Below are 15009 nucleotides of genomic sequence, written 5' to 3' on the forward strand. Positions count from 1 at the left end.
CCTCTCCCCGACCCTCTCCCCCGAAGGGGAGAGGGAGTAGGACGACAAACTCCTGGAATCCTGTGCCCGGTACGCGCGAATTTAGATGGTTAACCATTTGCTAACCATCTAAATTCGCGCGGCAATTTTGGTCATCCTATAATTCATCCCACAATGATGATGCGGGCGTACCGATCACGTTCCGTCGCGGGCCGGCGTCACCGGTTCGGGTCGCAGAAGCGGCTCTCCGATCCAAGAAGGATAGTAACATGGCATTTTCGGTTAACACCAACGTCGGTGCGATGGCGGCTCTCCAGAGCCTCAACGAGACCAACAAGGGCCTGTCGCAGGTTCAGAGCCGCATCAACACCGGCCTGAAGGTTGCGTCGACCAAGGACGACTCGGCTTCGTACACGATCGCTCAGGGCCTGCGTGGCGACATGGGCGGCCTCGCGGCCGTGTCTTCGTCGCTGAGCCGCGCCAAGAGCGTGACCGACGTGGCGGTGGCTGGCGCCGAGCAGATCTCGGACGTCGTGAATCAGATGAAGGCGAAGGCTTATCAGTCGGCCGACGCTGGCATCGACGCGTCGACCCGTAACGCGCTCAACAGCGACTTCGTTGCGCTGCGCGACCAGATCACCACGATCGTGAACTCGTCTGACTTCAACGGCACGAACCTGCTGAAGGCTTCGGGCGGCACCGTTACGGCGCTGCAGTCGCTCCAGGACGCTGACACTTCGTCGGCGACCACCTGGAACCCGGACTCGCTGAGCGTTGCCAATCAGGGTCTGGATCTCGGCGGCTCGGTCGTCACGATCTCGGCTTCGGGCGACATCAGCAGCCAGGCGAATGCCCAGGCGATGATCGACACGATCACCACGACCCAGGCGAACCTGAAGACCAGCCTGAGCACCCTCGGCGCGGCTTCGCGCAAGATCGATGCTCAGTCGACCTTCACCAGCAAGCTCTCCGACGTGATCGAGGGCGGCATCGGCAATCTCGTCGACGCCGATCTCGCCAAGGAATCGGCGAAGCTGCAGGCGCTGCAGGTCAAGCAGCAGCTCGGTGTGCAGGCTCTGTCGATCGCCAACCAGGCGCCGTCGACCATCACCTCGCTGTTCCGTTAAGGCCGGACTTTTCCCTGGAGTCTATGGCCCTGACGCGGAGGCCGGGACGCAAGTCCCGGCCTCCTTTTTCGTGCCCGCAATTTTCTTGCGCGCGCCGCGCCGCGCCTTGGTTGACGCCTCTATAATGATCCCAAGAGGAGAATAGGCCCTTGTTTCCCAGGATCAGAGAAATCACCGATGCGTTCGGCGGCCGCCTGCAGGTGAGCGTCGAGGAGCACCCCTCGGGTGCGCTCGTCGTGCTTGAGCGGCCGGACATGGCCGGCCGGCCCCGCGTGATGCTCGACGGGTACGGCGTCGACATCCTGTCGGGCTACATCATGTCGGCGCGCCTCGCCGTGCCGCACGACCTTCCGGACGAGCATATCGACGGCATGTTCGCCACGCGCTTCCGCCTGGGGCTCGATCCCTGCGCGGTGCTCGCGCTTCAGCAGTCCGACGGTCCGTCGCTCGAGATTCCCGCGCCGTTCTGGGATCGGCTCTATGCCGAGCTGTGCCTGGTCGCGGCGCACGCCCGCGAGCTCGGGCGGCGCGCGGAAGCGCGGGTCCATTGATTCCGCAAAACCACATACGGGCTTGCCCGTACTACGCCGAGGGCCGGCTTTGAGGCATTTAAGACAAAATTCACACGAACAGGTCGGGGGCAGACAGATGGGCGTTGGTGAAATCAGGCAGGGTTCGGAAGCGGCGGCCGGCTACACGGTGACGTTAACGCTAACGGTCGAGGATGCCCGGGTGCTCTGGGCGGCCGCCGCCGATCGCGCGCTGGCGGCGCCGGGCACGACGCTGGCCGATGTGCTCGACACGATCGGCCCGCGCGAGGATCCGTCGATCGCCGATTGCATCGCGATGCTTACCGCGCCCGCCGCGATGCCGGGCTGCACGCTCGATGCCTTCGAGATCGCCGAAGCGGGGGACGAACTGCCCCCGATGCAGATCATCCAGCTGCCCACGCAGCCGATCCTGCGTGCCGCGCACGCCTGATCCCGCCACTATCCGTTTCAAAACCGCGAACGGGGCCCCTCTGGGCCCCGTTCTGCTGTCAGGGTCTCTTCCTTGCCCGGAAAGAAAAAAGCGGGCCGGTGGAGGTCCGGCCCGCTCGTTTAAGCGAAAGGAAGACAGGACGCCGAAGCGCCGGCCGAGAGACGGGCGGATCGCGAGGGGATTGATACGTCCGCCCGCCTCTCTGATTTCATTATAGAGGCGGGTAGGAGGCGCCCCAAACGCCCGTGCCTCCGGAAAACTCCTAGGCCGGATCGATACTTACGACCTCCACCAAGGGGCAGGGGCCTACCGCGCGGTGGACCCCGGCATGGGCCGGGGTGACGGCATGATCCGAGCGACGGCCGGGTTCGACCTTGGGGGCGAGCCGTCCTAGCTACCGGTACCGGTACCGGTACCGGTGTCGGCACTGGCGCCGGTGCCGGCGGCTCCGATGCGGACGAGCTTGCTCGCGTCGACCTGGTTGCCGTTCACGGTCACCAGCACCGCGCCATTGCCGAGCTGCACGTCGCTCACCGTGCCGATGCTGTGGACCGTGCTGGTCAGCTGGGTGCCCGAACTGTCGAGTGCCTTGATCGACAGCGAATATTTGCCGGCCGGCATTTCGCGCCCGTTCGAGGTCAGGCCGTCCCAGGCGAGCGTGCCGGTGTTGCCGGTCACCTGTACGGTACGCGTGTCGACCACCTTGCCCGAAGCGTCGGTGATCGTCGCGACCACCGAGGCCGCATCGCGCGGCGTGCTCCAGCTCCACTGCGCCGCCCGCGTGTCGGTGAGCCCGGAGACGGGCGAATCCACTTCCACCGCGCGGCCGATCAGCGACGAGGCCTGGGTGAGGTTCTGCGTCCCCAGTGCCGACAGGATCGACTTGAGCGTGGTGGTCTGCGCCATCGACTGCTCGACCTGCGAATATTGCACCAGCTGCTGGGTATATTGAGTCGTGTCCATCGGGCTCAGCGGGTCCTGGTTCTGCATCTGCGTGGTCAGCAGCTTCAGGAACATCGTGAAGTCGCCGTTGAGGCCGGTGCTCGAGCCATTGGCCGTGCCGTTCGTCGCCGGCGTGTTGGTGGTGGTGTTGACGGTGGTCATGCGCGTTGCTCCTAGGCGAGGAGATCGACCTGCCCGTCGCCGCGGACGCTGCGATAGGCGATGTCGGTCGTATCGGGTTCGTCATTGCCGGCGAACTGGCCGGCGGACGCATTCTGGCGTTGCTGCTGCTGTTGCTGCGCCTGGGCGCTGCCATCGCCGGTGCGGCTCTCGAAGCGGAAGCTCTGCGCGTCGGCGCGGATGCCTGCCTGGTCGAGCGCGCGGCCGAGATCGGGCGCATCCTGGCGGAGCAGATCGAGCGCGTGCGCGCTCTCCGCGCGCACCGTGGCGCGCAGCGTGCCGGCATCGTCGAACGACAGCGTCACCTCGACTTTGCCGAGATTGTCCGGGCTCAGCCGGACGCGCAGCATGTCCTCGCCGGCTTCGACCTTGTGCGCGATCTCGACTCCGAGTGCCTGGCCGAGATGGCCCGGCCGCGCGGCGACCACCGGCTCTGCCGCAGTTGCCGCCGGGCTTGTGCCGGTGGGCGGCACGGCCGTGGGGCGAGCGGCATCGCTCGAGGCATGCGCGGCCGTCGGTGCGGCGTGCGCGTCGTGACGCAGAGAGAATATCGGCGCCTGGCCGCGATCGTCGCCCGGCGCATTTTCGTTCTTCTCGCCCGTCTTGCCGGCGATTGCCGCAGGCGCGGCCGGAATCCTCTCGCCGCCGGTCGCCGGTTCGGCGCCCTGCACCGCAGTCTGGAGCCCGCGTGCGGGGTCGGCCTTGCGCGTGGGCGGCGGGACTTCGCCGAGCTGGCGGGCGGGAGCGGGCTGCGGCGCGGCGACAAGCTCGGGGTGCGGCGGCGCCTGGACGATGGCGGCCGCGGCCATGTCGGCGGCCGGTGCATTGTCCGGGGCGGTTGCGGGGTCGGCGGCGATCGGTTCCTCGCCGGTGCCGGCCGGGCGCGGCGCGCGCTTGATCGGGCTCTTGGGCTCTTCCGGCTGCCCGCCTTGGACCGGCGCATCGCTCGCTTCGGTCGCGACAGGGGGCGTATCGGCTATGGGCGGGGCGGGTGGAGGCATGGCGTCTGCCGCCGGCTTGGCGGGCTTGGTGTCCGTGCCTGGCATCGGGGGCTTGCCCGGCGTGACGGCGGGATCCGCAATTGCCGCCGGAGCATCGGCTGGAAGCTGCGGCCCCATCGGCTGTGCCGGCTCTGCCGGCGCGCGGCCCTGCGCCGGCGCTGTTTCGGCCGGCGGCAGCTCGGCGGGCGCCTTTGCAGGCATCTCGGCAGGCGCCGGCGGAGCGGCGGTGGTCAGCAACTGCGCCATGCTCAGCGGCGCGGCGGGCGCGAGCATGTCATTGGCGGCCGGCGGCATCGGGGCGCCGTTGCCGGCGGCATTGCCCGTCCCGCCGAGCATCTGCGCGAAGCCGATGCCGGTGGCGGGATCGGCGCTCCCTGCGCCGAGGAGACCCGCGGGAAACCCGATATTGTTTATCTGCATTCAGGCGCCTCATGGGCGGGCGTCGAAGGCCCGCATCTTCATTATAGGACGTGCGGGGACGAAACGGTCCGCGCTCAGCCGATCGTGCCCAGCGCGCGGATGCGGGCGCGGGCGTGGATCTCGTTCTGCGACAGCACCACCGTCGCCGGGCGCACCCGCTCGATGATCGAGCGGACGAACGGGCGGATCGCGGGGCTGGTCAGCATGCAGGGGATCTCGCCGTCCTGCGCCAGCCGGTCATAGGTCTCGCGGACATGTGCGATGAACTTGTGGAGCGACGAGGGCGCCATCGCCAGCTGGCGGTCGTCGCCCTGGCCCAGGATGCTCTCGGCGAACTCCTGGTCCCATTCGGGGGACAGCGTCACCACCGGGATCGCCTCGCCGCGTACCTGCGACGCGCTGATCTGCCGGGCCAGGCGCGAGCGGACATGCTCGGTCATCTGGGTGAGGTTGCTGGTCAGCGGCGCGGCTTCGGCAATGCCTTCCAGGATCGTCGGCACGTCGCGGATCGAGATGCCTTCGCCGAGCAGGTTCTGCAGGATCCGCTGCACGCTCGAGATCGAGACCTTGGCCGGGATGATGTCGGCGACCAGTTTCTCCGAATCCTTGTGTACTTCGGTCAGCAGCTTCTGCGTCTCCGCATAGGAGAGCAGGTCGGCGATGTTTTCCTTCACCAGCTCGGTCAGGTGGGTGGTGATGATGGTGCCGCATTCGACCACGGTGAGCCCGCGGAAGCCGGCCTCGTCGCGCAACTCGCGATCGATCCAGAGGGCGGGGAGGCCGAACACCGGCTCGGTGGTCGGTTCGCCGGGCAGGCCGGCCGGGCCGCCGCCCGGATTGATCATCAGCAGCTTGTCGACCCGGATCTCGCCGCGCGCCGCTTCGGTCTCCTTGATCGTGATGACATATTCGTTGGGCTTCAGGCCCATATTGTCGATGATCCGGACCGACGGGAGCACGAAGCCGAAATCGGTCGCCATCTGGCGGCGCAGCGCGCGCACCTGGTCGTCCAGCCGCGGCTCGCGCTGCTCGTCGTTGATCATCGGCAGCAGGGCATAGCCGATCTCGATGCGCACCGCGTCGATCGCCAGCGTCTGCGAGATCGGCTGCTCGACCACGGCGGCCTGCGCCTGTTCCTGTGCCGCGACGGCCTTTTCCAGCGCGGCCTTGGCGGCGGCCTTCTTGCTCATCCGCCAGGCGGCGAAGCCCGAAGCGGCCGAGAAGATGGCGAAGGGCAGGAACGGCATGCCCGGCATGATCGCCAGCGCGCCCATCAGGACCGATACCATGCCGAAGGCCTTGGGATAGCGGCCGAGCTGGTCGCCCAGCGCGGCGCCGGTCTTGCCCTTCACGCCGCCCTTGGAGACGAGCAGGCCCGCGGCGATCGAGATGATCAGTGCCGGGATCTGGCTGACCAGGCCGTCGCCGGCGGTCAGCACGGTATAGGTGTGGAAGGCCTCGCCGATCGGCACGCCGTGCGAGACGACGCCGATGGTCAGGCCGACGACGATGTTGACCGCGGTGATCAGCAGGCCCGCGATCGCGTCGCCCTTCACGAACTTCGAGGCGCCGTCCATCGCGCCGTAGAAGCCGCTCTCGGCCTCCACTTCGGCGCGGCGGGCCTTGGCCTGGTCCTCGTTGATCATGCCGGCGGAAAGGTCGGCGTCGATCGCCATCTGCTTGCCGGGCATCGAATCCAGGCTGAAGCGCGCCGCGACTTCGGCGATGCGCCCGGCGCCCTTGGTGATGACGACGAAGTTGATGACGATCAGGATGATGAAAATGGTGAGGCCGATGATCACCTCGCCGCCCATCAGGAACTCGCCGAACGCCCCGATCACGCCGCCCGCGGCGTCGTGCCCCTCGTGCCCGTGCGTGAGGATCAGGCGGGTCGAGGCGAGGTTGAGGCCCAGCCGCAGCATCGTCGCCACCAGCAGGATGGTGGGGAAGGCACTGAGTTCCAGCGGCTTCTCGATGAACAGGGCGGTCATCAGGATCATCACCGATACGGTGATCGACAGCGCCAGGCCCAGGTCGAGCAGCCAGCCCGGGATTGGCAGGATCAGCATCGCGATGATCGCGACCACGCCGCCTGCGAGCGCGATGTCGCGGTTGAGGCCGAGCTTGTTCAGGAAGTTCAGGATCGCGGGCGGCATCAGGGGCGTGCTTTCCAAATGGCCTTGGCAGGCGCTGGGGTCGACTGGCCCAGCGTGAAGCGATTGCAGGGCGTCGCGTGGGGCATGCCCTCAACTGTCTCCGCCGCGGCCCGCGGCAGGCGCAGGCGCTGGAGGGCGAAGAGCGGGTGCGGGCTCATGCGGCGGGCGGCACGGCGATGCCGCCCTCGATGAACGTCCGCAGCTTGTTGCGCATCGTGCGCACCGAGATGCCCAGGATGTTCGAGGCGGAGGTGCGGTTGCCGTGGCAGCGCTCCAGCGTGCCCAGGATCAGCTCGCGCTCCACTTCCTCGACGGTGCGGCCGATCAGTCCGTCCACTTCGATCCGGTTCTCGGCGGTCGGCAGGGAGACGAGCGCCGCGAGCGGCGAACCGTCGGCGCGGGTCAGGTCCTCGGCCTCGATCCGCGAGCCATGGGCCAGCAGCGCGGCGCGGTGGATGCATTCCTTCAGCTCGCGGATATTGCCCGGCCAGCCATAGGCGCGCAGTACTGCGATCGCATCCTCCGAGAGCGGGCGTGCCGCGAGCCCATCGGCCTGGGCGAACTGCTCGATGAACAGCCTGGCCAGCGCGGCGATGTCGTCGTCATGCTCGACCAGCGGCGGCACTTCGATGCGCGCCAGGCTCAACCGCACGAGGAGATCCTCGCGGAAGCTGCCCGCGTCTACCGCGCCCTCCAGGTCCATGCTGGTCGAGGCGATCAGCCGTGCGCCGAAGGGCACGTCCTCTTCGCCGCCGAGCCGGCGGAAGCGCTTCTCGATCAGCGCGGCGAGCAGCCGCGCCTGGGTGGCGGGAGCGAGCGTGCCCACTTCGCGCAGGAAGATCGTGCCGTCCCGCGCGCCTTCGAGCCGCCCGATGCGGCGTGCCGCTGCACCCGGAAAGGCATCGGCCTCGTGCCCGAACAGCTCGGATTCGAGCACGTCGGCGGCGACGCCGGCGCATTCGACCGAGACGATCGGATCCGGCCGGCCGGAAAGGCGGTGAATCTCGCGCGCCATCATCTCCTTGCCGCTGCCCTTGCCGCCCGAGACGAGCACGGGCGCGCCGCTCGGCGCGACGGCGGCGGCGAGCGCCATGGCGCGATCGAGCACCGGGTGGCCGCCGATACGCACCTGCGCCTGGCGCTCCACCACCGAAGCGATGGCGGCCGCGATCAACTCGCGCTGCGGGGGCAGGGGCACATAGTCGCGGGCGCCTGCGCGGATCGCCGCCACCGCGCGCTCCGCCGGAGCGGAAATGCCGCAGGCCAGCACGGGCACGACGAAGCGCTCGCGGCGCAGGTCGTCCAGAAAGCCCACTACATCCTCCAGCACGTCGATCATCACGAGATCGGCGCCCTGCTCGCGCAGCGCCTCCAGTGCGGGGGCGGGAGCGTCGGCCATGGTAACCTCCGCGCCGGCGCTCTGCGCCAGCTCCGCCGCTCGGCGGAACTCGCTGCCGGGCGCGCCGATCAGCAACATTCGGATCGGTCCCATCGTCAATGCTCGGCCCGGACGATCTCGGTGAGAGTCACGCCCAGCGCATTGTCGATCAGCACGACTTCGCCGCGGGCGATCAGCCGGTCGTTGACGAAGATGTCCACGGGCTCGCCGACGCGGCGGTCGAGCTCGACCACGGTGCCGGCACCCAAATGGAGCAGCTCGCCGATCGGCATGCGGGCACGGCCCAGCACCGCCTGTACCCGCACCGGGACGTCATGGACGGCTTCGAGGCCTTCGCCGCCATGGTGCGGCTCGGCGCCGCCCTGGTTGTCGAAATCCTCGAACACGGGCGCGGGCTGGTCGGTCGCCGGATCGGTGGGAATGATGTCGTGGGGTTCGGTGTCCATGGGTCTGATCCTATGCGTTCATCCACTGACGGATCACCGAGGCCGCCTCGGGCGGGCTGGCGGCGATCGCGTCTCCGATGCGCTTGAGCGCGGAGAGCTTGATGCGGCCGTCGACCTGGGCGAGCGCGATCTCCTGATCGAGCTGCGGCACGTCGGACGGCGTCATCGCTTCGAGCTGGGCCATCGCGTCCACGTCGCCGTCCGCGGCGCGCTCGGCGAGTGCGAGCATCTCGGGCGAATGGGTGGGCAGCGCGGCCGGGGCCTCGGCCATTTCCGCCGAAGCGGGCACGGGCCTGGGCCTCAGCATGCGCAGCGCGAGGAGGCCGACGGCGCCGATCACCACGAGCTGGAGCAGGCCCCAGATCCGGTCCATCGGCAGCGACGAGAGGAAGCTGCCGGTCGCGTCGGCGGGCGCGTCGCCGGTATTGAACTTCATGCTCTCGACGACGACGCTGTCACCGCGCTGGGTGTCGGCGCCCACGGCATTCTCGACGAGGCGCTGGAGCCGGTCGATCTGCGGCTGGGGCAGGCCCTTGTCGCCGCCATCGACCATCACCGCGACGCTGAGGCGGGTCACCTTGCCCGGGGTGCGGACGGTGACCGTCTTGGTCGAGCTGTTATCGTAGGTCGTGTCTTCCGAATTCTGGTTGCTGCCCGACTGGCGCGAGGTGCCGGGCGTGTTGGCGGCGGCGGTCTGCGCGGCGGGTAGCTGGTTGGCGACCGAGGCGGTCTGCGCGCCGGCATCGGTCTCGCGGTTCTGCTCGCCGGTCTCCACGCTCACCTGGCGGGAGATCACCTGCTTGTCGGGATCGAAGACGTGCGATTCCTCGCGCGACTGGTCGCGGTCGATCTGGGCGGAGACTTCGGCGCGGACCTTGCCCTGGCCGACGATCGGCTCGAGCAGCGATTCGATCTCGTCGCGCAGCTTGCCTTCCACTGCCTGCTGGCGCTGGTCTGCGTCGCCGGCGCTGGCGGTGCTGGGGTCGCCGGCCCGGGCGAGCAGCGCGCCGGTCTGGTCGACGACCGAGACGGCGTCGGGCGAAAGCTCGGGCACCGAGGAGGAGACGAGATAGCGGATCGAGGCGACGGTTTCGCTCGGGATGCGGCCGCGCGTCTTCACGGTCACCGCCGCAGTGGCCTTGCGGCTCTCCTCGGCGAACATGGCGCGTTCGGGCATCACGATGTGCACGCGCGCGCCGGTGACGTTCTGGATGGTCTGGATCGACTTGGCCAGCTCGCCTTCGATCGCGCGCGTCTCGTTCATCTTGGCGCGGCTGGCGGAGACGCCGAACGGCTGCTCCTGATCGAGCACTTCATAGCCGATCTTGCCGCCCAGCTTCTCGCCGGCCAGGCTCATGCGCAGCTCGGCCAGCTTGTCCTGCGGCGCCATGATCGAAGTGCCGTCGGCCGAGAGCTGGAAGGCGATGTTCTGCGCCTTGAGCTTCTCGCTGATCGCCGAAGCGGCCGAGGGATCGAGATCGGTGTAGAGGAAACCCATGCTCTGGTTCGAGCCGCGGGTGGCGACGAAGGCGAGGGCAGCGAGCAGCGCGAACGCCACTCCTCCCATCAGCATCAGCCGCTTGGGGCCGATCTGGCCCACCAGGTTCTTGATCGCTTCCAATGTCGCCCCGTTCGATGGAACTGGCGGGGCGGATGCCCCTTGCGATCATTATAGAGGGGCGGGGAGGGCGGCAGTTTTTGCCGGGGGAAATTTTTGCCTAGTGGGTTGAGCGGACTGGCCTTTCCCGGAATCAAGGCCCCTCCCTGAAAGGGAGGGGGATTCGGGTCATCCCGCCTTGAGCAGCGTCTCGAGCTCGTTCAGCACCGCTTCGCGGCGCGCGGCGGCGTCGAGTGCCAGGCCGCCTTCCTCCCAGCCGATACGGGCGTCGCCCACCGGGATGGTTTCGTCGGGCACCACGATCAGGTTGAGCTTGCGGCGGTCGCGCGACTGGCGGTCGGCGATGCGGCCCTCGATGTCTTCCAGCAGATCCGGGTGCACGCGCACCTGCAGCTCGGTGCCGCGCGCGACCTGGCCGAGGGCCCGTCCGATCGCTTCGTCGATCGCGGTGCCTGGCGCCACTTCGAGTGCGCGGCCGGCGATCAGATCGGCAGCGGCGAGCGCGACTTCGGCGGCCTCGCCGGTCACGCGCTCCGAGACCTGGCCGAACTGCGCGTCGATGCCCTCGATCCCCGCCTGCAACGCATCGACCGCGCTGAGCAGCGCGACTTCGCGTTCCGTCCGCGCCTGGGCGAGCCCGGCCTCATAGCCTTGCGCGCGGGCGAGGGCGAGGGCCGATTCCTGCTCGGACCTGAGCAGCGCGAGCTCGGCGCGCAGCGTCGCCACTTCGAGCGCGGCGTCGGGTCCGATCGGGGCGCCCCGGCCCGGCGGCACGGCGAAGATACGGTCGAAGCCGAAGCGCTCGACATGGACATGGGCGTGCATGCTCATCGGCAATGCTCCTTAGATGATCATCGCATCGTCGGACTTGGGATCGACGAGCAGGATCTCGCCGCGGTCCGCCAGGTCCTTGGCCAGGCGCACCAGCGCCGACTGGGCTTCCTCGCAGTCGCGCGCACGCACCGGGCCCATGCCTGCCATGTCCTCGCGCAGCAGCTTCGAGGCGCGCTCGGTCATCGCGCCGAAGAACAGCTGCTTCAGGCTGTCCGGCGCGCCCTTCAGCGCCAGCGCCATCTGGCGCTTGTCGGCGTTGCGGACGATCGACGAGATCGCCGGCGGCAGCAGATTGCCCAGATCCTCGAAGGTGAACATCAGCGCGCGGATCCGCTCGGCGCTCTCCGGCGCACGGTTGTCGAGCGCGGTGAGCATCGCTTCCTCGGTCGAGCGGTCGAGCGAATTGAACAGCTCGGCCATCGCCTCGTGCGGATCGCGCTTCTGCGAGCGCGAGAGGTTGGTCATGAACTCGGTCTTGAGCGTCTGCTCGACCTGGTTGATCACGTCCTTCTGCACCGTCTCCATGCGCAGCATCCGCATGATCACGTCGACCGAGAAGTCGCGCGGCAGCTCGGAGAGCACGCGCGCGGCATGATCGGGGCGCAGCTTGGAGAGGATCACCGCCACGGTCTGCGGATATTCGTGCTTCAGCGCCCCGGCGAGCACGGATTCGCTGACGTTGGAGAGCTTGTCCCACATCGTCCGGCCGGAGGGGCCACGGATGTCCTCCATGATCTCCTTCACCTTGTCGCCGGGCAGGATGCCGGCGAGCAGGCGCTCGGTGGTCTCGTAGCTGCCGTGCAGCGTCGCCATCGAGGCGACTTCGCTGGTGAACTGGACGAGCAGATGCTCCACCACCTGGGCCGGGATGCGGCCCAGGCCGGCGATGGTCGAGGACAGTTCCTTCACTTCGTCGGTGGAGAGCTGCTCCCAGATCGGCGCGCCATGATCCTTGCCCAGCGCCAGCATCAGGGCGGCGGCGCGCTGCGAGCCGCTGTAGCGCTTCAGTTCGGGCGGTTCTGCGATCTGCGCCATCACGGACATGCTTTTTCGTTTCCCTCGCGAAAAAATTGCGGCCGCGCGCACGGGCGGGGGCCGCTGTCCCTCTATTATAGGAGCAAGGGAGGCAGGGCGGATCGCGATGACGGTTAATTTATCTGGAAACCTGATCGGCTTGAGCATCCTGACGGGCTCGAGCTCGACCATGACCTCGGCGGTCTCGACCATCGCCTATGACAGCAAGGCCGTGCGCACGGCCAAGGCGCAATTCACCACCGCGGCCACCGTCGCGCCGTGGAAGAGCAGCGACGCGCTGCCGGTCAACGCCAGTCAGGTCGCTGCGATCACTGCGCTGCGCTCGATCATCACGCCCGCCACCACCGACGGCAACGGCACGTTCCTGCCCAAGGACGTCCAGACCAGCTTCACTGCCTATCAGGCGCTAGACAAGCTGCGCGTGCTGGCGGAGACGGCGAGTGCCAAGACCACGTCCGACGCGCAGCGCGCCCAGTTGCAGAAGACTTTCCTCAAGGGGCTGGACGATCTCCAGTCCTATCTCGGCACCGCGCCCTCGGACCTGGTGAAGCTCGCCTATGGCAAGCCTTCGTCCAGCGTCACCTCGAACAAGCTCGCCGCCACCAATGTCTACGAGACGGAGGGCAAGGGCCTCGTCAAGATCCGCAGCGATGCGATCCCCGGCCTCACCGGCACCGAGCAATTCTCGATCACGCTGAGCAAGCCCGGCACCGCCGCGCAGACGGTCACCATCGATCTCGCGCAGGGCGCGCAGCCGCCCACGCTCGACTCGGTCGCCGCCCAGTTCAACGCCGCGATCGCCTCGATCCCCAATCTTAACACCAACGGCACGCCCCAGCTCGACGCCAACGGCAATGTCGTGCCGCGCTGGAAGTCGACCTTCAAGGTGACCAACGAGGGCGGGAAATGGGGCTTCACTCTCTCGAACCCCACCGGCATCGAGCAGGTCACGCTCGACCAGACCAACGCCAAGGACGCGCTGGTCGTCGCCACCGGCCAGACCGCGCTCGATGCGCCGAGCTCCACCCAGCTCTTCCGGTTCGACGATCCGGCGGGCGATAACACCCGCGTGGCGATGGGCACGATCCAGGCGCTTGACCGCCAGGCGACCGCGCAGAACGTCGCCGCCGGCAAGACGATAACGACCACCTCGACCACGACCGACCTCGACGGCAAGGTGAAGACGGTCAAGACGTCGACCAGCAACGTCTATGCCAATACCGATGCCGCCGCGGTGGTCACCGACGCGCAGGGCAACAGCTATATCGTCGGTACCACCAAGGGCGATCTCGGCGCCAATTTGTCGGACGGCGACAACAATCTGTTCCTCACCAAGGTGGACGGCGCGGGCAATGTCGTGTGGCAGCGCGGCCTCGGCGCCACCGGCTCGTCGACCGGCGCGGCGGTTAGCCTGGGCCCCGATGGCAGCATCGTCGTCGCGGGCACGGTCACCGGCAGCTTCGGCGGCGCTTCCACCGACGGCGATATGGTCGTCGCCAAATATGCGGCGAACGGCGACGAGAAATTCTCCACCGTGATCCGCTCGGCCGGCACCGATGTCGCCAAGGCAGTCGCGGTCGGTGCCGACGGCTCGGTCTATGTCGGCGGCCGCATCGCCGCCGGCAATGACGGTTTCGTCGCGCGCATCGACGCAAGCGGCAAGATCGCCGAGCGTCGCACCCTGGCCGGCCCGGGCAGCGACAGCGTCAACGCGCTCGCCATCGATGATGACGGCAATGTCCTGGCGCTCGTCTCGCATGACGGCAATGCGGAACTCCGCAAGCTCCAGGGCTCGTCGCTCGCCACCGACATGGGCAGCCTGAGCCTCGGCACCGCCGATGCCCGCGTCATCGCCATCGCCGACGACGGCACGATCGCGGTGGGCGGCGCGACCTCGACGGCGCTCTCGGGCGCGCAGGTCAACGGCATCAGCGGCAATCGTGACGGCTTCGTCACCAGGATCGACGCCGGCCTGGCCAACGCCAGCACCACCTATCTCGGCTCCTCGGCCGACGACCAGGTCGACAGCATCGCCTTCATGAACGGCGAGCTCTATGCCGGCGGCCGTACCACCGGCGACCTGGCGGCGCCGCGCCGCGGCCCGACGGACGGTTTCGTCGCGCGCATCGACACCGCGACCGGCGCCGTGCAGAACACTACCCAGTTCGGCCAGGCGCTGCTGCGCACCGAGCCGGTCCGCATCGCCGCTGATACGGGCGGCGCCAGCGCGGTCTCGGCGCTGGGCTATGGGCGCGGCACGATCAATGCGGTCGCCTCGAGCAAGGTGACGACGCAGACCGGGCTCAAGGCGGGCGACTATTTCTCGTTCAAGGCCGATGACGGCGCGGTCCGCAAGCTCACCGTCCTTGCCGACGATACGCTTCAGTCGATCGCCACGCGGATGCAGGGCATGCTCGGCGCGTCCAAGGCGACCGTCACCGCGACTGCGGTCGACGGCGTCCAGCAACTGCGCATCACGATGAAGTCGGGGCATCAGCTCCAACTCCTCGCGGGCACCGGCGACAGCGATGCGCTCGCCAAGCTCGGCATGGAGCCGCAGCGCATCTCAAGCCCGGCGCCGGTATCGAGCAACGCACCCAAGGTGCGTCCGGGCGGCAGCTTCGGCCTCGATCTGGGCGAGGGGCTCAGCCTGTCCACGGCGGACATGGCCAAGACCGCGCTCGGCAAGATCAAGGACGCGATCTCGATGTCGCAGACTGCCTATCGCTCGCTCTATTGGGACGACACCAAGGCGAAGATGGTCGACGGCAGCAAGAAGAACTCGGCGACCGGCACCGAGAGCACCGCGATCGTGAACGCGCAGCTCGCCAATTATCAGGCGGCGCTCGCGCGCCTGACCAGCTCCACGCCTTCCACGTACGGATTTTGAT

At 68.2% G+C, this 15009-nt stretch carries 12 protein-coding genes; 4 read left to right on the forward strand and 8 right to left on the reverse strand.

Going from position 1 to position 15009, the window contains the following annotated elements; translation table 11 throughout:
• Window positions 1-248 precede the first annotated feature (248 nt).
• The 3 genes from FFS08_RS15605 to FFS08_RS15615 all read left to right on the forward strand — a co-directional run bounded on the left by FFS08_RS15605 (window position 249) and on the right by FFS08_RS15615 (window position 2087).
• The gene (locus tag FFS08_RS15605) at window positions 249-1106 is read left to right on the forward strand and encodes a flagellin (protein WP_137865129.1); all 858 of its coding nucleotides are present in this window, start codon (window positions 249-251) and stop codon (window positions 1104-1106) included.
• 149 nt (window positions 1107-1255) lie between these two features.
• The gene (locus FFS08_RS15610; protein ID WP_137865128.1) at window positions 1256-1657 is read left to right on the forward strand and encodes a hypothetical protein; all 402 of its coding nucleotides are present in this window, start codon (window positions 1256-1258) and stop codon (window positions 1655-1657) included.
• 97 nt (window positions 1658-1754) lie between these two features.
• Entirely contained in the window at window positions 1755-2087 is a 333-nt protein-coding gene (locus FFS08_RS15615; RefSeq protein ID WP_137865127.1) for a hypothetical protein, read from the forward strand.
• 390 nt (window positions 2088-2477) lie between these two features.
• On the opposite strand, the gene FFS08_RS15620 is transcribed toward FFS08_RS15615, so the two are convergent.
• From FFS08_RS15620 to FFS08_RS15655, 8 genes are all read right to left on the reverse strand, one after another.
• Entirely contained in the window at window positions 2478-3191 is a 714-nt protein-coding gene (locus FFS08_RS15620) for a flagellar hook assembly protein FlgD (RefSeq protein WP_137865126.1), read from the reverse strand.
• A gap of 11 nt (window positions 3192-3202) precedes the next feature.
• The gene (locus FFS08_RS15625) at window positions 3203-4630 is read right to left on the reverse strand and encodes a flagellar hook-length control protein FliK (protein WP_137871838.1); all 1428 of its coding nucleotides are present in this window, start codon (window positions 4628-4630) and stop codon (window positions 3203-3205) included.
• Between the two features lie 74 nt (window positions 4631-4704).
• The gene (gene flhA / locus FFS08_RS15630; protein WP_137863366.1) at window positions 4705-6786 is read right to left on the reverse strand and encodes a flagellar biosynthesis protein FlhA; all 2082 of its coding nucleotides are present in this window, start codon (window positions 6784-6786) and stop codon (window positions 4705-4707) included.
• Between the two features lie 154 nt (window positions 6787-6940).
• Complete coding sequence (locus FFS08_RS15635) at window positions 6941-8263, reverse strand: sigma-54-dependent transcriptional regulator (RefSeq protein WP_137863367.1); 1323 nt, start codon at window positions 8261-8263, stop codon at window positions 6941-6943.
• A 17-nt stretch (window positions 8264-8280) separates the two neighbouring features.
• Window positions 8281-8631: a flagellar motor switch protein FliN gene (fliN, locus tag FFS08_RS15640; protein WP_137863368.1), complete on the reverse strand. Its 351-nt coding sequence runs from the start codon at window positions 8629-8631 to the stop codon at window positions 8281-8283.
• A 10-nt stretch (window positions 8632-8641) separates the two neighbouring features.
• Window positions 8642-10252 carry a flagellar basal-body MS-ring/collar protein FliF gene (fliF, locus tag FFS08_RS15645; protein ID WP_137863369.1) on the reverse strand — a complete coding sequence of 537 codons (1611 nt, stop codon included), beginning with the start codon at window positions 10250-10252 and terminating at the stop codon, window positions 8642-8644.
• Window positions 10253-10417: 165 nt separating this feature from the next.
• Window positions 10418-11080, reverse strand: a complete 663-nt coding sequence (locus FFS08_RS15650) for a FliH/SctL family protein (protein WP_249341135.1) — start codon at window positions 11078-11080, stop codon at window positions 10418-10420.
• A gap of 12 nt (window positions 11081-11092) precedes the next feature.
• Window positions 11093-12127, reverse strand: a complete 1035-nt coding sequence (locus FFS08_RS15655) for a flagellar motor switch protein FliG (protein ID WP_137863370.1) — start codon at window positions 12125-12127, stop codon at window positions 11093-11095.
• Window positions 12128-12224: 97 nt separating this feature from the next.
• Between FFS08_RS15655 and FFS08_RS15660 the strand changes: the two genes are divergently transcribed.
• Window positions 12225-15008, forward strand: a complete 2784-nt coding sequence (locus tag FFS08_RS15660; RefSeq protein ID WP_137863371.1) for a WD40 repeat domain-containing protein — start codon at window positions 12225-12227, stop codon at window positions 15006-15008.
• Window position 15009 lies beyond the last annotated feature (1 nt).

Origin of the sequence: Sphingomonas sp. 1F27F7B, assembly GCF_005503355.1 — a bacterium.
GTDB lineage: Bacteria > Pseudomonadota > Alphaproteobacteria > Sphingomonadales > Sphingomonadaceae > Sphingomonas.